The sequence below is a fragment of the Streptomyces lycii genome, assembly GCF_009735685.1.
GTDB lineage: Bacteria > Actinomycetota > Actinomycetes > Streptomycetales > Streptomycetaceae > Streptomyces > Streptomyces lycii.
Map to the genome: position 1 here is coordinate 1 of NZ_WHPN01000207.1, position 17,944 is coordinate 17,944.

General features: G+C 72.5%; 18 protein-coding genes. 7 read left to right on the plus strand and 11 right to left on the minus strand.

Annotated features, from left to right (window positions below; translation table 11 throughout):
• Positions 1-114: 114 nt before the first annotated feature.
• From GCU69_RS08340 to GCU69_RS08360, 5 genes are read left to right on the plus strand one after another with little or no spacing between them, the layout of a single operon-like run.
• Positions 115-540 carry a roadblock/LC7 domain-containing protein gene (locus GCU69_RS08340; protein WP_235978323.1) on the plus strand — a complete coding sequence of 142 codons (426 nt, stop codon included), beginning with the start codon at positions 115-117 and terminating at the stop codon, positions 538-540.
• 26 nt (positions 541-566) lie between these two features.
• The gene (locus GCU69_RS08345) at positions 567-899 is read left to right on the plus strand and encodes a DUF742 domain-containing protein (protein ID WP_235978325.1); all 333 of its coding nucleotides are present in this window, start codon (positions 567-569) and stop codon (positions 897-899) included.
• Complete coding sequence (locus tag GCU69_RS08350; protein ID WP_098751835.1) at positions 877-1,485, plus strand: GTP-binding protein; 609 nt, start codon at positions 877-879, stop codon at positions 1,483-1,485. The genes GCU69_RS08345 and GCU69_RS08350 overlap by 23 nt, the downstream gene beginning before the upstream one ends.
• On the plus strand, positions 1,482-2,741 hold the full coding sequence (locus GCU69_RS08355; RefSeq protein ID WP_156205538.1) for a cytochrome P450 family protein: 1,260 nt from the start codon (positions 1,482-1,484) through the stop codon (positions 2,739-2,741). The genes GCU69_RS08350 and GCU69_RS08355 overlap by 4 nt, the downstream gene beginning before the upstream one ends.
• Entirely contained in the window at positions 2,738-3,955 is a 1,218-nt protein-coding gene (locus GCU69_RS08360; protein ID WP_098751833.1) for a cytochrome P450 family protein, read from the plus strand. The genes GCU69_RS08355 and GCU69_RS08360 overlap by 4 nt, the downstream gene beginning before the upstream one ends.
• A 102-nt stretch (positions 3,956-4,057) precedes the next feature.
• On the opposite strand, the gene leuA is transcribed toward GCU69_RS08360, so the two are convergent.
• On the minus strand, positions 4,058-5,857 hold the full coding sequence (gene leuA / locus GCU69_RS08365; protein WP_156205539.1) for a 2-isopropylmalate synthase: 1,800 nt from the start codon (positions 5,855-5,857) through the stop codon (positions 4,058-4,060).
• Between the two features lie 294 nt (positions 5,858-6,151).
• Between leuA and GCU69_RS08370 the strand changes: the two genes are divergently transcribed.
• Entirely contained in the window at positions 6,152-7,222 is a 1,071-nt protein-coding gene (locus GCU69_RS08370) for a M4 family metallopeptidase (protein ID WP_098751831.1), read from the plus strand.
• A 241-nt stretch (positions 7,223-7,463) separates the two neighbouring features.
• Positions 7,464-7,730 (plus strand): protealysin inhibitor emfourin, encoded by a 267-nt coding sequence (locus GCU69_RS08375; RefSeq protein ID WP_098751830.1) that lies wholly within the window; start codon positions 7,464-7,466, stop codon positions 7,728-7,730.
• Between the two features lie 75 nt (positions 7,731-7,805).
• On the opposite strand, the gene era is transcribed toward GCU69_RS08375, so the two are convergent.
• From era to GCU69_RS08425, 10 genes are all read right to left on the minus strand, one after another.
• Positions 7,806-8,768 carry a GTPase Era gene (gene era / locus GCU69_RS08380; RefSeq protein WP_176604546.1) on the minus strand — a complete coding sequence of 321 codons (963 nt, stop codon included), beginning with the start codon at positions 8,766-8,768 and terminating at the stop codon, positions 7,806-7,808.
• Positions 8,769-8,837: 69 nt separating this feature from the next.
• Positions 8,838-9,221 carry a cytidine deaminase gene (locus tag GCU69_RS08385; protein WP_098751828.1) on the minus strand — a complete coding sequence of 128 codons (384 nt, stop codon included), beginning with the start codon at positions 9,219-9,221 and terminating at the stop codon, positions 8,838-8,840.
• 148 nt (positions 9,222-9,369) lie between these two features.
• Positions 9,370-10,161 (minus strand): mechanosensitive ion channel family protein, encoded by a 792-nt coding sequence (locus tag GCU69_RS08390; protein WP_235978327.1) that lies wholly within the window; start codon positions 10,159-10,161, stop codon positions 9,370-9,372.
• A gap of 70 nt (positions 10,162-10,231) precedes the next feature.
• The gene (locus GCU69_RS08395) at positions 10,232-11,563 is read right to left on the minus strand and encodes a hemolysin family protein (RefSeq protein WP_098751826.1); all 1,332 of its coding nucleotides are present in this window, start codon (positions 11,561-11,563) and stop codon (positions 10,232-10,234) included.
• A complete protein-coding gene (gene ybeY, locus GCU69_RS08400) occupies positions 11,560-12,057 on the minus strand; it encodes an rRNA maturation RNase YbeY (RefSeq protein ID WP_098751825.1) in 498 nt (165 codons plus the stop codon). The genes GCU69_RS08395 and ybeY overlap by 4 nt, the downstream gene beginning before the upstream one ends.
• Before the next feature lie 26 nt (positions 12,058-12,083).
• Complete coding sequence (locus tag GCU69_RS08405) at positions 12,084-13,124, minus strand: PhoH family protein (RefSeq protein ID WP_098751824.1); 1,041 nt, start codon at positions 13,122-13,124, stop codon at positions 12,084-12,086.
• 178 nt (positions 13,125-13,302) lie between these two features.
• Entirely contained in the window at positions 13,303-14,223 is a 921-nt protein-coding gene (locus GCU69_RS08410) for a ribonuclease Z (RefSeq protein ID WP_156205540.1), read from the minus strand.
• A 13-nt stretch (positions 14,224-14,236) separates the two neighbouring features.
• A complete protein-coding gene (locus GCU69_RS08415) occupies positions 14,237-14,596 on the minus strand; it encodes a histidine triad nucleotide-binding protein (RefSeq protein ID WP_098751822.1) in 360 nt (119 codons plus the stop codon).
• 593 nt (positions 14,597-15,189) lie between these two features.
• Positions 15,190-16,344 carry a tetratricopeptide repeat protein gene (locus GCU69_RS08420; RefSeq protein WP_170315807.1) on the minus strand — a complete coding sequence of 385 codons (1,155 nt, stop codon included), beginning with the start codon at positions 16,342-16,344 and terminating at the stop codon, positions 15,190-15,192.
• Positions 16,341-17,636 carry an ATP-binding protein gene (locus GCU69_RS08425; RefSeq protein WP_235978329.1) on the minus strand — a complete coding sequence of 432 codons (1,296 nt, stop codon included), beginning with the start codon at positions 17,634-17,636 and terminating at the stop codon, positions 16,341-16,343. The genes GCU69_RS08420 and GCU69_RS08425 overlap by 4 nt, the downstream gene beginning before the upstream one ends.
• Between the last annotated feature and the right edge of the window lie 308 nt (positions 17,637-17,944).

Consider the following 17,944-nt stretch of genomic DNA (forward strand, 5'->3'; position numbering starts at 1 on the left):
CCGAGACGGCGTCGGTCCCGGTCGAGGACCCGGACACCGTCGCGCGGGGCCTGGCGGGGCTGAGCCGCGCCATCAGTGAGAGCGAAGAAGGAAACCATGAAGGAGAACCCCCCCGTGCCTGACCAGCCCACCGCCTCCGACGTCGACATGTCCTTCGCCCTCGACGCCCTCACCGAGGAGAAGGGAGTGCTGCACGCGGTGCTGCTCAGCACCGACGGCCTCGTGCTCGCGCACTCCGGGAACCTGCCCCGGGAAACGGCCGACCGCACCGCCGCCGCGGCTTCCGGCACGCTGTCCGTCGCCGGACAGGTCGGCGAACTCGCGGGCACGCACGGCGACGTCAAACCGAGGAAGATCATCATCGATCTGCCGGACAGCTGCGTCCTGGTGTTCGGCGCCGGGCACCGCGCGGTCCTGGCCGTCGCCGTCGCCGCGGACATGACCAGCAGCCTGGTCCATGTCGCCACCGCGGCGACCATCAAGACGATCAACGGCCTGGCGCCCGCGCTGTCGACGCGCGAACGCCCCGGCATCTCATGACGCCCCGAGGTCGCCGGAGTACCGGGATGGTGCGGCCCTACGTCCCCACCGGCGGGCGGGCCGTGCCCACCCGCCGGAGCCTGGACCTGGCCACGCTGCTGATCCCGGTCCGTGACAAGCCGCTGCACGGACTCGACGTGCACGCGTTCCGGGTGATGCGGCACTGCCTTCCGGGCACGCAGTCCGTGGCCGAGGTCAGCGCGCATCTGAAGCTGCCCGGCGCGGTCACCAAGGTGATCGTGGCCTCTCTCGTCGACAGCGGCCACCTCATCAGCCGCTCCCCCGCTCCCGCTGCTGCTCAGCAGCACGACCTAGGACTGCTGGAGGCAGTGCTGCATGGACTCCAGAACAAGCTCTGAACACCCCTCCTACCTCGCGTCCGGGGTCGCCCGTCCGGTCAAGGTCGTGGTGCTGGGCCCGTTCGGCGTGGGCAAGACCACGCTCGTGGGCACGGTCTCCGAGATCCGCCCTCTGACCACCGAGGAGCAGATGACGGAGGCCGGTCAGCACATCGACGACCTGCGGGGGCTGGAGAGCAAGACGACCACCACGGTGGCCATGGACTTCGGGCGGCTGACCCTGACCGAGGAGATGGTCCTCTATCTGTTCGGGGTGCCGGGGCAGGACCGCTTCGCCCCCATGACCAAGGACCTGATGGAAGGCGCGCTGGGCGGCGTGGTCCTGGTCGACACCCAGCGCATCTCCGAGTCCCACGGCGCCATGGACCTGCTGGAGAAGGCCGGGCTCGGCTACGTCGTCGCGGTCAACCACTTCCCGGGCACACCGCGCTACGCGGAGGAGGAGTTGCGCGAGGCGCTGGACCTGGAGCCCACGACGCCCCTCCTGTACTGCGATGTGCGGCAGCACGGCTCCGCCATGGCCCCGCTGATCGATCTCGTGAAGCACCTGATCCGCCGTGCCCGACTGCTGGAGGACTCCCCATGACCGACTCCCCTCCCCGGTGCCCGCGGGGCTATCCGAAAGTCCACGGGGCCGGCTTCGCCGCCGATCCGGACGGGGTCTACGCACAGCTGCGGGAGGGCGGCTCCCCCGGCGGCTGGGCCGAGATCGCTCCCGGCGTCTACGCCCTGATCGTCACCGGCTACCAGGCCGCCGTGTCGCTGCTGACCGACACCAACACCTACTCCAAGGACAGCCGCCGCTGGCGTGCGCTGACGGAGAACCAGGTGCCCGCCGACAGCCCGGTACTGGGCATGATGGCCTTCCGGCCCTCCGTCCTCTACGTCGACGACGACGAGCACGCCCGGCTGCGCTGGGCCATGGACGACTGCATCGACCGCATCGACACCAACCAGCTCGGCGACATCACCCGGCGCAGCGCCCGTACCCTGGTGTCCCGGGTCAGCGAGGACGGCCGGGCCGACCTCATGGCCGACTTCGCCGACATCCTGCCGATGATGGTGATGGCCGACCTGCTGGGCTGTTCGCCGGACGAGGCCGCGCACATGGTCAGCGCCTGCCAGGACCTCATCAGCGCCGGCCCGGAGGCCGCGCAGGGGGCGAGCGACTTCGCCGGGATCCTCTTCGGACTCGTGCAGGCCCGGCGCCGGGAGCCGGGGAACGACCTCACCTCCTGGATGATCAACCACCCGGCCGGGCTGACGGACGAGGAGTCCGTGAACCAGCTGTACTGCGCCGTCGGTGCCGCCCTGATCCCCACGGCGGCATGGATCGCCTGGGCGCTGGACCTGCTGCTGAGCGACGACGCGTACGCCGGTGCCCTCGCGGCCGGCACCGTCACCGTGCGCCGTGCGCTGGACCAGGCGCTCTGGGAACGCTCGCCGATGGCCAACTTCTCGGTGCACTACGCCCGTCACGACACCGAGCTGAAGGGGCTCCAGGTCCCCGCCGGCGTACCGCTGCTGATCTCGCACGCCGCGGCGAACCGTGATCCGGCCCTGCCCGACGACCTCGGCTACAGCAACAAGAGCCACCTCGCCTGGTCCGCCGGACCGCACGCCTGCCCCGCCCGCATCCAGGCCACGGTGATCGCGGAAGCCGGCATCGAGACCGTGCTCAACGAGTTGTGGGACGCGAAACCTGCGGACCCCGGACGGCGGCCGGAGCTGCGGCACGGCCCCTTCCACCAGTGCCCCCGCTCCATGATCGTCACGTTCCGGCCGAAGCGAGCGGCGCGCATCCTCTCCGCGGCGGCCGCGTTCCCAGGAGGTTCCGCATGACCAGTGCCATCGACGCCGTGCCCCTCACCAGCGAGGGCGGTTCCCGTCTGCACGCGCAGACGGCCGAGCTGCGCGCGGCCGGCCCGGCCGTCCGGGTCGGCCTGCCGGAGGGGGTGACCGCGTGGTCCGTCACCCGCGGCGATGTCGTCAAGCGGCTGATGAACGACTCCCAGGTCTCGAAGGACGCCCGGCGGCACTGGCCCGGCTACCGCGCCGGGGCCATACGCTGGCTCTACTCCTGGGTCGACGTGCAGAGCATGCTCACCGCCGACGGCGCGGACCACGCCCGGCTGCGGACCCTCATCGGCAAGGCCTTCACCCCCCGCCGCATCGAGGCGCTGCGCCCGATGGTCGAGCGCATCGTCAACGACCTCCTCGACGCGATGGAGTCCCACCGCGGTGACGCGTCCGTGGACCTGCGCGCGCACTTCTCCTACGGCGTGCCCACGGAGGTCATCTGCGGCATGTTCGGCGTGCCCGGGGAGCAGCGCGCCGACATGCTCCGGGTCATCGACTCCGTCCTCGCCACGGACGTCACCGAGGAGGAGTCGGAGGCGATAGGCCGCGACCTCTTCCGCGTGATGACGACCCTGATCGAGACCAAGCGCCGCTCGCCGGGCGACGACATGACCAGTCTGCTGCTCGACGCCCACGAGGACGGCGACCGGCTCAGCGAAGCGGAACTGGTCTCCACCCTGATCCTGATGATCGGCGCCGGCAGCGAGACCGCCGTCGCCCTGATCAATCACGCGGTCCGCGAACTCCTGTCGCACCCCGGGCAGCTGGCGGCCGTACTCGCCGACCCGCGGCGCTGGGAGGACGTGGTCGAGGAGACGCTCCGGCTGCATCCGCCGATCGTGCACATGCCGCTCCGGTTCGCCGTGACCGACATCGACCTCGGTGACGGCGTCACGATCCGCGCCGGCGACCCCATCCTGGTCGGCTTCGGCGCGCACGGACGGGACCCGGGCGTGCACGAGCGGCCGGAGGCCTTCGACATCGACCGGCCCGGCAAGGAACATCTGGCCTTCGGCCACGGCCTGCACTACTGCCTGGGGGCGCCGCTCGCCCGGCTGGAGGCGATGGTCGCCCTGCCGGCCCTGTTCGACCGCTTCCCGCGGCTCGCCCTCGCCGCCGACGAGCCCTCGCCGCAGCGCTCCTTCATCGGCAACGACCTCACCCGGCTGCCCGTCCGCCCGGGCCCTCCTGCCTGATACGGGGCCGCCGGACGGCGCTGCCCCGCCGCCCCTCGGGAGGGGTGGCGGGGCAGTGCGGATCCGGGCGGCGGGCGCCGGGGCGGCCCGGCCTGCGCGCGGTCAGGCCGAGCGGCAGGACCGGTTGACGGCGGAGACGACCGCCTTGAGGGAGGCGCGGACGGTGTTCGCGTCCGTGCCGACCCCCCACAGCACCTTGCCGTCGACGGCGCACTCGACATAGGCGGCGGCCTGCGCCGTGGCGCCCTCGCTCTGCGCGTGCTCGGCGTAGTCGAGGACGCGTACGTCCACGCCGATGGAGCCCAGCGCGTCGATGAAGGCCGCGATCGGGCCGTTGCCGGTGCCGGTCAGCACCGTGTCCGCGCCGTCGACGACCGCCTCGACGGTGAGCGCGTCGCCGCCCTCACCGGTCGTCGACGCCTGGGCGGAGCGCAGCGCGATCCGGCCCCAGGGGTTCTCCTCCGTCGGCAGGTACTCGTCCTGGAACGTGGACCAGATCTGCGCCGGGGTGACCTCGCCGCCCTCGCTGTCCGTCTTCGCCTGGATGATCTTCGAGAACTCGATCTGCATCCGGCGCGGCAGGTCCAGCGCGTGGTCGTTCTTCAGCACGTACGCGATGCCGCCCTTGCCGGACTGCGAGTTGACCCGGATGACGGCCTCGTAGGAGCGGCCGACGTCCTTGGGGTCGATCGGCAGGTAGGGGACGGCCCACTCGATGTCGTCGACCGTCTTGCCCCGCGCCGCCGCCTCGCTCTCCATCGCCTCGAAACCCTTCTTGATGGCGTCCTGGTGGGAGCCGGAGAAGGCGGTGTAGACCAGGTCGCCCGCGTACGGGTGGCGCGGGTGGATCTCCATCTGGTTGCAGTACTCGGCGGTGCGGCGGATCTCGTCGATCTGCGAGAAGTCGATCTTCGGGTCGACGCCCTGGGAGAAGAGGTTCATGCCCAGCGTGACCAGGTCGACGTTGCCGGTGCGCTCGCCCTGGCCGAACAGGCAGCCCTCGACGCGGTCGGCGCCCGCCATGACGGCCAGCTCGGCGGCGGCGACGGCGGTGCCGCGGTCGTTGTGCGGGTGCGTGGACAGGCAGACGAACTCGCGGCGGGACAGGTGCCGGGACATCCACTCGAACCGGTCGGCGTGCGTGGACGGCGTCGAGCGCTCGACCGTGGCCGGCAGGTTCAGGATGATCTCGCGCCCCTCCTCGGGCTGCCAGACGTCCATGACGCCTTCGCAGACCTCCAGCGCGAAGTCCAGCTCGGTGTCGGTGAAGATTTCCGGGCTGTACTGGTAGCCGAAGGCGGTCGAGCCCCCGTGCAAAGAGCGCGTCAGCAGCTTGTCGGCGTACTCCACGACCAGCCGGGTGCCGTCGACGGCGATCTGCTTGACCTGCTCGCGGCTGCCGCGGAAGACGACGCGGCGGAAGACGGGGGCGGTCGCGTTGTACAGGTGCACGGTGGCGCGGTGTGCGCCGCGCAGCGACTCGACCGTGCGCTCGATCAGTTCCTCACGGGCCTGGGTGAGGACGGAGATCGTCACGTCCTCGGGGATCGCGCCCTCCTCGATGATGGAGCGCACGAAGTCGAAGTCGGTCTGCCCGGAGGACGGGAAGCCGACCTCGATCTCCTTGTAGCCCATGCGCACCAGCAGGTCGAACATCTCGCGCTTGCGGGCCGGGGACATCGGGTCGATCAGCGCCTGGTTGCCGTCCCGCAGGTCGGTGGACAGCCAGCGCGGGGCCTCGGTGATGCGGTTGCCGGGCCAGGTGCGGTCCGGGATGTCGACCGCTTCGTACCGCCCGTACTTGTGCACCGGCATGCCCGAGGGCTTCTGCGTGACGGTGGCGGCGGTGACGGGCGTGGCGGGACGTACGGACCGCGGACGCGGCGCTGCGGGGGAATTCATCTGCGTGGGCTCCTGCCGAAAGGTTTTCGACGGCCGACGGTGGCATCACCGAACTCCGCGGGGAGGGGGTCGGCCTCGACTACAGGCCCTCGCCGCGGCAGCTAAGGAGAAGCAGCCCGTAACGCATGATGCCGGGAACCATAGCGGAGCGGGAGCGGGGCGCGTGGTCCGTTCCAGTATGCGGGACGGAAGTCCGTTGACTGTTAAAGCGTGATGTACCACTCGTTTTCGGTAATCATGGTCGCAGAGGGTGACAGCGTGACTGCCGACTGCCACATTGCAGCCATGGAGTCCATGACGCATTCCACCGGCACGCCCGTGTTCTGCACCATCGTCCCGCCCCATGTCCTCGACAAGCTCGCCCGGGCCGAGGACCCCGCCCTGTACCGGCCCGCCCGCCGTACCCTGGAGCGGGACGCCCTGCAGCGCACCCGCCGCCGCATCACCACGGTCCGCGGCTGTGCCGCCCGGACCGCCGGAGAGGCCGCCGACACCCCCGAGCGGACCATCTGCGACGCCGAGCGGCAGGAGCAGCTGCCCGGCCGGGTGGTGCGCTCCGAGGGCCAGGAACCGACCGACGACGCCACCGTCAACCGCGCGTACACCGGGCTCGGTGCCACGTTCGAGCTGTTCCTGAAGGAGTTCGGGAGGAAATCCATCGACGGCGCCGGCCTGCCGCTCGACGCGACCGTCCACTACGGCGAGGACTACGGCAACGCCTTCTGGGACGGCGAGCGGATGGTCTTCGGCGACGGTGACGGCGAGATCTTCCTCGACTTCACCCTGCCCGTCGACGTCATCGGCCACGAACTCACCCACGGCGTCACCCAGTACACCGCCAACCTCGAATACTTCGGCCAGTCCGGCGCGCTCAACGAGTCCGTCTCGGACGTCTTCGGCTCGCTCATCAAGCAGTACGCGCTGAACCAGACCGCGGACCGGGCGGACTGGCTGATCGGCGCCGGCCTGCTCGCCCCGCGCGTCACCGGGGAGGCGCTGCGCTCGATGAAGGCCCCGGGCACCGCGTACGACGACGACGTGCTCGGCAAGGACCCGCAGCCCGCGACCATGGACGACTACGTCCACACCGGCAGCGACAACGGCGGCGTCCACATCAACTCCGGCATCCCCAACCACGCCTTCTACCTGGCCGCCACCGAACTGGGCGGGCACGCCTGGGAGAAGGCGGGCCAGATCTGGTACGACGTGCTGACCGGCGGCGAACTCGCCGCGGACAGCGACTTCGAGGCCTTCGCCCGGCTCACCGTCGGCGCGGCACGGGACCGCTTCGGGACGGGCGCGGAGGAGCAGGCGCTGCTCAAGGCCTGGTCCCGGGTGGGCCTGACCGCGTCGGACGACGGCTGAGCGCGTACGGCTCTCCGCCGGTTCTCCGCCGGTTTCCCGGGCGTCCGCGGATCCGGGGTGTCCGGGGTCCGGGGTGTCCGGGGTCCGGGGTATCCGGGGTCCGGGGTATCCGGGGTCCGGGGTATCCGGGGTCCGGGGTATCCGGGACAGGGACAGGGACGGGTGTCCGGGTGCCGTCCAGGTCCTCCGCGGTTCCGGAGCCGTCCGCGCCATCCGCGCCATCCGGGGTAGGAGTACGGTCATGCGGATTCAGGTGAAGCGCACCGGCGGGTTCGCCGGCATCGAACGCCGTGCCGAGGTGGACACCTCCGGACGGCCGGACGCCCCGGAATGGCGGGCCCTGGCCGAGGAGGCGACCGCCGGCTCGTCCGGCTCCCCTCCCCCCGGCGTGCCCGACGGCTTCGCGTACGAGGTCACCGTCGACGGCCGCACGGTCCACTGGGCCGACCCGCGCCTGACCCCGGCGCAGCGCGAGCTGGTCGGACGGGTGCTGAAGGAAGGCGTGTAGCGGAGTCCGGGGCCGGGCGCGCGTCCGGCCCCGGCATCGTGTCCCGTCCCGTGCCCCGTCCCGCGCCCGGTCCGTTCAGAAGCCGAGCTTGCGCAGCTGCTTCGGGTCGCGCTGCCAGTCCTTCGCCACCTTCACGTGCAGGTCCAGGTAGACCGGGGTACCGAGCAGCGCCTCGATGTGTTTGCGGGACTTCATTCCGACGTCCTTGAGCCGGGCGCCCTTGGGCCCGATGATGATGCCCTTCTGGCTGGGGCGCTCGATGTAGACGTTGGCGTGCACGTCGAGCAGCGGCTTGTTCTCGGGCCGCCCCTCGCGCGGGATCATCTCCTCGACGACGACCGCGATGGAGTGCGGCAGCTCGTCGCGTACGCCCTCCAGCGCGGCCTCGCGGATCAGCTCCGCGACCATGACCTGCTCGGGCTCGTCGGTGAGGTCGCCCTCCGGGTAGAGCGGCGGGCTCTCCGGGAGGAGCGGCACCAGCAGGTCGGCGAGCAGCTGGACCTGGTCGCCGCCGGTGGCCGAGACCGGGACGATCTCCGCCCATTCGAAGCCCAGCTCCTGGCCGAGCCGGTCGACGGCGAGGAGCTGCTCGGCGAGCTGCTTGCTGTCGACCAGGTCGGTCTTGGTGACCACGGCGATCTTCGGCGTCTTCTTGATGCCGGCCAGCTCCGCGGCGATGAACTTGTCCCCCGGGCCCAGCTTCTGGTCCGCGGGCAGACAGAAACCGATGACGTCGACCTCGGACCAGGTGGTCCGCACGACATCGTTCAGCCGCTCGCCCAGCAGCGTGCGCGGCTTGTGCAGGCCGGGGGTGTCGACGAGCACGAGCTGCGCGTCCGGCCGGTGCACGATGCCGCGGACGGTGTGCCGGGTGGTCTGCGGCCGGTTGGAGGTGATGGCCACCTTCGTCCCCACCAGCGCGTTGGTCAGGGTCGACTTGCCCGCGTTGGGGCGGCCGACGAAGCACGCGAAGCCCGCGCGGTGCGGGGTGGTCTGCGGATCGGGCCCGGAGGGGGAACGGTCACTCATGGCGTTCATTGTCCCCGATCCCCGGGCCCGCTCCGACCACGGCCGCCGGGGCGGCCGGCGGTACGGCCGGCCGGGGAGTCAGCCCGCGGTGCCGGTCGTGTTCAGGGTCCCGTCCGGGGCGGCGAGCAGAACCGGGACGGCGGCACCGCCGAGGTCGCGGACCGCGGCCCGGTCGGTGTCCGGGACGGCCTCGGCCGCGGACACGACAGCGGCCGCCTCCAGGGAGCGGGCACCGCTGGCGACGGCCATGGCGACCGCGGTCTGCAGCGCGCTGAGCCGCAGCGAGTCCAGGGCGACGGTCCCGGCGACATACGTCCTGCCGGTCTCGTCCCGTACGGCCGCGCCCTCGGGGACGCCGTTGCGGGCCCGGGTGGCACGGGCGAGGGTGATCAGCTTCGCGTCCTCCGCCGGCAGCGCGCTGCCGGAGCCGGGGCCCGCGGGGTTGTCCGTCGTGTCGGTCATGGGACGAGCATAAGGACCGGCCGCCCGCCGGGTGGCCACGGGTGGCGCCGCCCGGGGCCGGGCCGGACGGCCACCGGTGGTGCCGCCCGGGGCGCCGGGCCCGGGCGGCGCCACCCGCCGGAGTACCGGAGTGCCGGTGTGTGTTCTCTCAGACGCCCGTCGAGGTGGCGCCGCTGCCGCCGGACTCGCCCCGGCCGCCGCCGGATCCGGCGGAGCGTGCGCGATGGGCGGCGGCGTGGCTGCGGACGTTCGCCGACTCCCGTTCCGCGCTCTCCAGCCAGCGCTCCCAGCGCTGCTGCATCGGCTTGACCAGGCCGCCGCCGACGCCGACGACCAGGATGCCGCCCACCGTGCCCAGCACGGTGATCAGCACGGGGACGGTCACCGTGATGGCGACGCCGATCTGGTTGAGCGCGGCGATGACGCCGAGGCCGATGATGAAGACGGCGGCGATGTTGGCCAGCGTCCGCCCGTAGGAGAGTCCGCCCAGAGCCCCGTTGATCAGCGTCTTCGCCGCGTTCGCGATCGCGGCGACGATCACGATGATGATGATCGCCACGACGGCCTTCGGGATCCACGCCACCACGCCCTTGAGCAGGGTGCTGATGGGGTTCGGACCGAAGACGGAGAAGGCGATCTGCAGGGCGATCAGCAGCACCGCGTAGTAGATCAGCTTGGCGATCAGGTCTGAGGCGTCGTACTGGGACCGGTCCAGGGCCTGCTTGATGCCGCCCCGTTCGACGACCCGGTCGAAGCCGATCCGTTCCAGGATCATGTTGACGACCTTGGCCAGTGCCTTGGCGATGAGCCAGCCGACCAGGAGGATTACAAGGAACGCGAGGAACTTGGGGATGAACTTGGCGACAGAGGTCCAGGCGTCGGCGACGCCCTGCCCCCAGTCGACCGCCAAGTGCGCCATGGGTGTCTGGACAACGGCCACGGGAACTCCTGCGCTGATGGACAGTGGAATTCCGTGATTACCCGGCACGCCCCGAAGAAGTCGGCTTTACCTATTTTTCACCCTTTTGCCGGTCGTGTTGCACCAGGTCGGCTGCCGCGCCGACCGGCTCCACCAGCACGGTGACGATGCGGTTGCGGCGGCCGGCCGGGGACTCCGCGGTCAGGCGCAGGGCCTCCGGGTCGGGGTCGGCGGTGTAGTCGGCGAGGTCGACCAGGGCGGTCGCGCCCGCGATGGGCACCCGGCCGAGCAACTTGGCGAGCAGCCCGCCGACCGTCTCCACGTCCTCGTCGTCCAGGTCCAGGCCGTACAGCTCGCCCAGATCGCCGAGGTCGAGCCGGGCCGTGACGCGGTAGCTGCCCTCCCCCAGGTCCACGATCGGCGGCAGCTCGCGGTCGTACTCGTCGGTGATCTCGCCGACGATCTCCTCGAGGATGTCCTCGATGGTGACGATGCCGGCCGTGCCGCCGTACTCGTCGATGACGACCGCGACGTGATTGCGCCGCTGCTGCATCTCGCGCAGCAGGTCGCCGGCGTTCTTGGTGTCCGGCACGAAGGCCGCGGGCCGCATGGCCGTCGCGACCAGGTCGTTCTCGGACTCCCGGTTGATATGGGTCTTCCGGGCGAGATCCTTGAGATAGACGATGCCGAGCACGTCGTCCTCGTTCTCGCCGACCACCGGTATCCGGGAGAAGCCGGAGCGCAGCGCGAGGGTGAGGGCCTGCCGGATGGTCTTGGCCCGTTCGATCACGACGAGGTCGGTGCGCGGCACCATCACCTCGCGCACCAGGGTGTCGCCCAGTTCGAAGACGGAGTGCACCATCCGGCGCTCGTCGGCCTCGATCAGCTGCTCCTGCTCGGCCAGGTCGACCAGCGCGCGCAGCTCCGCCTCGGAGGCGAACGGGCCCTTGCGGAAGCCCTTGCCGGGGGTCAGGGCGTTGCCCAGGAGGATCAGCAGCTGGGGGACCGGGCCCATGATCCGGGCCAGCGGCATCAGGACGTACGCGGAGGCGGTGGCCGTGTTCAGCGGGTGCTGGCGGCCGATGGTGCGCGGGGAGACCCCGACGGCCACGTACGAGACGAGGACCATCACCCCGGTGGCGATGGCGAGCGCCTCCCAGGTCTCGTCGAACGCCCGGACACAGGCGAAGGTGACGAACACGCCGGCCGCCATCTCGCAGGCGACGCGGACCAGCAGCGCCAGGTTCAGATAGCGGGTGGGGTCCTCGGCGACGGCCATGAGCCGCGCGCTGCCCCGGCGGCCGGCGCGTACGGCCTCCTCGGCGCGGAACCGGGTCGTGCGGGCCAGCCCCGCCTCGGCGCAGGCCGCCAGCCAGGCGACGACGACGAGCAGGACCGCGGCGGCGATCAGTTGGCCGGTCACCGGGTCGTGGGGGCCGGTGACGGGCCGGTCAGGCCCTGCTGCTCGCGCCAGCCGTCGACGATGGCCTTCTGCAGGCCGAACATCTCCACCTTCTCGGCCGGTTCCTCGTGGTCGTAGCCGAGGAGGTGCAGGACGCCGTGGACGGTGAGCAGCTGGAGCTCCTCGTCCATGGAGTGCTCCGTCGGCGCCTCCCGGCCCTGCTTCGCGGCCACCTCGGGGCAGAGCACGATGTCGCCGAGCAGTCCCTGCGGTGGCTCCTCGTCGTCCTTGGCCGGCGGACGCAGCTCGTCCATCGGGAAGGACATGACATCCGTCGGGCCGGGCAGCTCCATCCACTGCAGATGGAGCTGCTCCATGGCGTCGGCGTCGATGATGATCACCGAGAGCTCGGCCAGCGGGTGGATGCGCATCCGGGTGAGGGCGTAGCGGGCGATGTCGAGGATCGCCTGCTCGTCCACATCGGTGCCGGACTCGTTGTTGACATCGATCGACATGATCCGGTCAGTCTACTGGCCGCCGTTCACTTCCCCCGGCCACCCGGGCGCTGCGCGCCGTCACGGCTGTCGTACTGCTCGTAGGCGTCGACGATGCGGCCGACCAGCTTGTGCCGGACCACGTCGGTGCTGGTCAGACGGGAGAAGTGGACGTCGTCCACACCGTCGAGGATGTCCTGGACCTGGCGCAGGCCGCTCTTGGTGCCGCCGGGGAGGTCGATCTGGGTGACGTCACCGGTGATCACGATCTTGGAGTCGAAGCCGAGCCGGGTCAGGAACATCTTCATCTGCTCGGGATTCGTGTTCTGCGCCTCGTCGAGGATGATGAACGCGTCGTTCAGCGTGCGGCCGCGCATGTAGGCCAGCGGGGCGACCTCGATGGTGCCGGCCGCCATCAGCCGGGGGATCGAGTCCGGGTCCAGCATGTCGTGCAGCGCGTCGTAGAGCGGCCGCAGATACGGGTCGATCTTCTCGTAGAGGGTGCCGGGCAGGAAGCCCAGCCGCTCCCCCGCCTCGACCGCGGGGCGGGTCAGGATGATCCGGTTGACCTGCTTGGACTGCAGGGCCTGGACCGCCTTCGCCATGGCGAGATAGGTCTTGCCGGTGCCTGCCGGGCCGATGCCGAAGACGACCGTGTGCTTGTCGATGGCGTCGACATAGCGCTTCTGGTTGAGCGTCTTGGGGCGGATCGTGCGGCCGCGGTTGGAGAGGATGTTCTGGGTGAGCACCTCGGCGGGGGTCTCGGCGGTCGCCTCGCCGTCCTCCGCGTTGCGCAGCATGGCGATCGAGCGTTCCACCGCGTCCTCCGTCATGGGCTGGCCGGTGCGCAGCACCAGCATCATCTCGTCGAAGAGGCGCTGGATCAGCGCCACTTCCGCGGGGTCGCCGACCGCGCTGACCTCGTTGCCGCGGACATGGATGTCGGTCGACGGGAACGATTTCTCGATCACGCGCAGCAGGGCGTCTCCGGAGCCCAGGACCGTGACCATGGGGTGCTTGGCCGGGACGGTGAAACGAGCGCGTGCCTGCCCCTCTTCGGGGTTCTGGGCTGTGGGTGTCTGCGTCATGGGCCGGCCCTCTGGCCTGCTGATCCCGCCTTCTGTACTCGGCGCGCCGCACTCCGTGATGGTGCGGCTTCTTCCGGTGTCCAGGGTACGACGGGGCACCGACAGTGCCCGAGTGCTTTTACCGGGGCGGACGGGACGGATGTGGCACGGCCCGCCGCGCCCGGCGGCGGGGCGGGGCTCAGCGGCGCTTCGGCACGGGGACCCGCAGCAGGTCACGGGCCACGGTCAGCTCCGCGCCGAAGCCCGCCGCCCGCGCCTCCCGCTCGAAGGCGGAAGCGTCGGTGTAGCGCTGCGAGAAGTGGGTGAGCACCAGGTGCCGTACGCCCGCCGCGGCGGCCAGCCGACCTGCCTGGCCCGCCGTCAGATGACCGTGCTCATGGGCCAGATGGCGGTCCTCGTCGAGGAAGGTCGACTCGATCACCAGCAGGTCGCAGCCCTCGGCCAGCGCCTCCGCGCCCTCGCAGAGCCGGGTGTCCATCACGAACGCGAAGCGCTGCCCGCGCCGCACCTCGCTGACCTGCTCCAGCCCGACCGTGCCGTGCTCGGCCGTCTCCAGCGTCCCGTGCCGCTGGAGAAGGCCGACGGCGGGGCCCTCGATGCCGTACGCGGCGAGCCGCTCCGGCAGCATGCGGCGGCCGTCCGGCTCGGTCAGCCGGTAGCCGAAGGCCTCGACGGGGTGCGAGAGCCTGCGGGCCTCCAGGGTGAACGCCCCGGTCTCGGCCAGCACACCGTCGGCCGTCACCGGTTCCTCGGCGATCTGCACGGTCTCGCGGTACGCGGTCGCGTGCCGGAGCCGTTCGAAGAAGCGCCGGCCGCTCTCCGGGTAGTGCGCGGTGACGGGGTGCGGCACCCGGTCGAGGTTGATGCGCTGGATGACGCCGGCGAGGCCGAGGGAGTGGTCGCCGTGGAAGTGCGTCACGCACAGCCGGGTCAGGTCGTGCGCGGCGACGCCCGCCAGCAGCATCTGCCGCTGGGTGCCCTCCCCCGGGTCGAAGAGGATGCCGTCGCCGTCCCAGAGCAGCACGCAGCCGTGGTGGTTGCGCTGCCGGGTCGGCACCTGGCTCGCGGTGCCGAGGACGACGAGTTCGCGTACGGACAACGGGCTGTCCCGCCTATCCGGGAGGCCACTCGAGGCCGCGGCCGCCGAGGAGGTGCGCGTGCGTGTGGAAGACGGTCTGGCCGGCGCCCGGGCCGGTGTTGAAGACGACGCGGTAGCCCGTGCTCTCGACCCCCTCGTCCGCGGCGATGGTACGGGCCGCGCGGAGCACGTCGGCGGCGACCTGCGGCTCGGCCTCGGCGAGGGCGGCGGCGTCCCGGTGGTGCGCCTTGGGGATGACGAGCACGTGGGTCGGCGCCTGCGGGTTGATGTCGCGGAAGGCCACCGTCGTGTCCGTCTCGTGGACGATCGTCGCGGGCACCTCCCCCGCGACGATCTTGCAGAACAGGCAGTCGGCCTGCGGCTCTCCCGCCATCGCGGGCCTCCTTCGCGCAGTGGATCGGGTACGGCGGCATGCTATCGGGCCGCGGGCGGGCGGCTGCCGGACGCGCGGGGCGGACGGCGGACACGGGGTGCGGGGTGCGGGGCGGCCGGGGCGCGGGTGGCCGGAGAGCGGGGGCCGGAGAGCGGGGGGCCGGAGGGGCGGGGGTGGGGCGCCCGGAGGGCCCGGGGTCGGGCGGCCGGAGGGGCGGGCTCCGGGGCCGGGGGTCGGGGCTGGGGCTGGAGGTCGGGGCTGGGGCTGGAGGTCGGCGTCGGGGCGGGCGGCGGGGAGCCGGGCTCGGACCGCCGGGCTCGGGCGACTGCCGGATGGGCGACGGGTGAGGGCTGCCGGGTCAGGGCTGCCGGGTGTGCGGACGCCGGGGCGCGCAGGGGCCGCCGGGCGCGGGCGACCCGGCGCCCGGGGATACCGGGCGCGGGGGCTTGGCGCTGCGGATGCGGGGGCTGCCGGGCGCGCAGGGGCGGGCGCGGTGACGCCGCGGTGGGCGATGCCCGGCGAGGGAGGCCCGGCGCCGGGGGATGCCCGGTGGGGGCGCAGGGAGCCGGCAGCTCACTCAGGCGGTCTGCGCCTCACTCGGGCGGTCTGCGCCGGCGCAGCGACCACCGGGCGGTCCAGTACATGATCACCATGAGCCACGCGGACGGGGCCAGGACGGCGCCGAGGAAGGCCGGGTCCGACCAGGGGACCGCCACCACGCACACCGACGCCGCCGCGAGCAGCGCCACCGCGCCCGCCGTCCAGACCACGGGGGCGCAGCTCCGCGCCAGAATCAGCAGCGGGCGGCGCAGCCGCCGCGGCACCCGGTGGCGGACCCGGAGGGCCCAGAGCGCCCAGTAGAGGGCGATGACCCCGATGGTGACCAGCCGGGGCAGCAGGTCACCGGGGTGCGGCGGGGAGCCCTGGCCGGCACCCGAGGCGAGGGCGCCCGTCATCCCGGTGAAGAGGCAGAGCAGGCCCAGCCAGCGGGCCCGGGCGACGACCGTGAAAAGCATCGCCTCCAGGTTGTAGCGGGCCGTACGGTCGGTCAGGTCGGTCGCCGCGACGTCGGCGAACCCCTCCAGGGCCAGGCCGAAACGGCGGCGGCCGCCGAACCGGCGGTTCATGTGCAGCACGGAGAGGTTGTTCCGGGCGTCCGTGTGCTCCGGGTCGAGACGGAGCGCCTCGGTGTACGCCTGCTCGGCGATGTCGCGCCGCCCGGTCCGGTGGGCCAGGGCCCCGACCAGGAAGTGCGCCGACGCCTCCTGGGGAGCGAGCCGTACGGCGTGGTTCGCGACGTCGTACGCCTCCGGGATGCCGCCCGGCGCCGCGGCCAGGCCCCGGGCGAGCGCCAGATGCGCCTCCGGGGCCTGCGGCACGAGACGTACGCCCTCCCGGAGCGACGCCAGGGCCTCGTCCGTACGGCCGAGCGCGGCGAGGATGCCGCCCCGGATCAGCAGGGCGTGGGCGTACGACGGGTCCGCGCGCAGCGCCTCCTCGGCGGCGCGCAGCCCGCCGGGCAGATCACCGGTGCGCAGCCGGGTGCGGGCCAGGCCCGTCCAGGCCGGGGCGTTGCCGGGGTCGTCGGCGACGATCCGGGCGAACAGCTCCCCGGCCTGTTCGTCCCGGCCGAGCCCGAGCAGTGCCTCGGCCCGCTCCAGCAGCCCTCCTCCGGGGTCGCGCCCCGGCGCGCCGCCTGCCGGGGCGCGAGCTGGTCCGCCCGCCGGTCCGCCCGCCGGGACGGTCACAGTTTGCGCTTCCGCTTGAGGTAGGCCAGCAGGTCGTCGTACTGGCCGCCCTCGTTGGCGAACATCGCGACATTGCGCGCGGAGGCGAACCAGGCGTCCGTGGACGGCCGGATCTGTTTCGCCGCCTCCAGCAGGTCCGGCATGCCGATCATGCGCACCTCGCCGGTCCGGACCGAGTCCATCAGCGCCCGCTCGGACGCGGACTCGCACAGATGGGCCAGGTCCGCGCCGGAGAAGTCCTCGGTCCGGCGCACCAGTTCGGCCAGGTCGACACCCGCCACCGGGCGGTCGCGCAGGTGGTAGCGGAGGATCGCCTCACGGGCCGGCTCGTCCGGCGGCAGCACGAGCAGGGTGCGGTCGAGGCGGCCGGGACGGCGCAGGGCGGTGTCGACGTCCCAGGGGTGGTTCGTGGCGGCGAGGACGAACACGCCGTCGTTGCCGCCGTTCACCCCGTCGAGCTCGGTGAGCAGCTGGTTGACGGTGTTCCGCAGGCCGCTGTGGGCCATCCGGCTGCGCTTGGCTCCGAGCGCGTCGAGTTCGTCGAGGAAGAGCACGCAGGGCTGGGCGCGGCGGGCGGTCTCGAAGACGTCGTGCAGATTGCGCTCGGAGCGGCCGATCCACATGTCCAGCACGTCGTTGAGCGAGACCGTGAGGAAGCGGGCCCCCAGTTCCCCGGCGACCGCCCGGGCCAGGAACGTCTTGCCGCAGCCGGGCGGGCCGTACAGCAGGAGTCCGCCGCGCAGGCTCTTGCCGAACAGCCTGCGCAGCTCCGGGTTGCGCATCGGGGCGAGGAACGCGGCCTCCAGCCGCTCCTTGACCTCGCGCATGCCGCCGACGTCGGCGAGCCGTACGGTGTTCTCCGTCTCGACGTCCCAGGTCCCGTCGCCGTGACGGTCGCCGTCGCCGCCGGCGCCGTACCCCTCGGCGGGAAGCGGCCCGGTCCGGCCGGTCCGGGGCGGCTGCCCGGGCCCTTCCGGGCCGTCCGCCGCTCCCCGGCCGTCCGCGGCGGCGCGGTCCGGCGGGCCCGTGAACCCGTCCGTACGCCGGTCCGGCCCCGCGGGGCCGGGCACGGGACCGTCGACGGGGGCGCTGCCCGGGTCACCGTCCGGGTCGCCGGAGACGAAGCGCGGCGGCACCGCGTCGCGCAGCTCCCGCTCGGCGGCGCTCCAGTCGAAGCCGGAGCGGGTGGGCTCGCCCCCGCCGGCCCGGCTGTCCTCCCCGGCACGGCTGTCCTCCCCGGCCGGGCCGTCCGCACCGCCCGGCCCGTTCGTCACGCCGGGCTCGTTCGTCATGCCGGACCCGCCCCTCCCGTCGGACCCGTCCGGCCCTCTCCCCCCGTCCGAGACTCGCGGGTCCGCCGGACGCGAGCCGCCGACTCCGGGCGCCGGGCCGGCCGAGCCGTGGCGCGGCGCCGGGACACCTGGGGCGGTCCCGCCCGGGCCGGGAGCGGTTCGGTCCCGGCCCGCCCCGTCAGCAGCCGTCCCGTCAGGACCGGTCCGGTGCCCGTTGGTCGGATCCGTGTCCTCCGGGGTGACGCCGTCCGGAATGACGCCGTCGGGAGCCGTGCCCGCCGGAATCTCCTCGCCGGGGGACGGTGCGG

Coding starts and splice junctions, on each gene's coding strand:
- GCU69_RS08345 (WP_235978325.1), top strand. CDS start 567: ATGGTGCGGCCCTACGTCCCCACCGGCGGGCGGGCCGTGCCCACCCGC.
- GCU69_RS08350 (WP_098751835.1), top strand. CDS start 877: ATGGACTCCAGAACAAGCTCTGAACACCCCTCCTACCTCGCGTCCGGG.
- GCU69_RS08355 (WP_156205538.1), top strand. CDS start 1,482: ATGACCGACTCCCCTCCCCGGTGCCCGCGGGGCTATCCGAAAGTCCAC.
- GCU69_RS08360 (WP_098751833.1), top strand. CDS start 2,738: ATGACCAGTGCCATCGACGCCGTGCCCCTCACCAGCGAGGGCGGTTCC.
- leuA (WP_156205539.1), bottom strand. CDS start 5,857: ATGAATTCCCCCGCAGCGCCGCGTCCGCGGTCCGTACGTCCCGCCACG.
- GCU69_RS08370 (WP_098751831.1), top strand. CDS start 6,152: ATGACGCATTCCACCGGCACGCCCGTGTTCTGCACCATCGTCCCGCCC.
- GCU69_RS08375 (WP_098751830.1), top strand. CDS start 7,464: ATGCGGATTCAGGTGAAGCGCACCGGCGGGTTCGCCGGCATCGAACGC.
- era (WP_176604546.1), bottom strand. CDS start 8,768: ATGAACGCCATGAGTGACCGTTCCCCCTCCGGGCCCGATCCGCAGACC.
- GCU69_RS08385 (WP_098751828.1), bottom strand. CDS start 9,221: ATGACCGACACGACGGACAACCCCGCGGGCCCCGGCTCCGGCAGCGCG.
- ybeY (WP_098751825.1), bottom strand. CDS start 12,057: ATGTCGATCGATGTCAACAACGAGTCCGGCACCGATGTGGACGAGCAG.
- GCU69_RS08405 (WP_098751824.1), bottom strand. CDS start 13,124: ATGACGCAGACACCCACAGCCCAGAACCCCGAAGAGGGGCAGGCACGC.
- GCU69_RS08415 (WP_098751822.1), bottom strand. CDS start 14,596: ATGGCGGGAGAGCCGCAGGCCGACTGCCTGTTCTGCAAGATCGTCGCG.
- GCU69_RS08425 (WP_235978329.1), bottom strand. CDS start 17,636: ATGACGAACGAGCCCGGCGTGACGAACGGGCCGGGCGGTGCGGACGGC.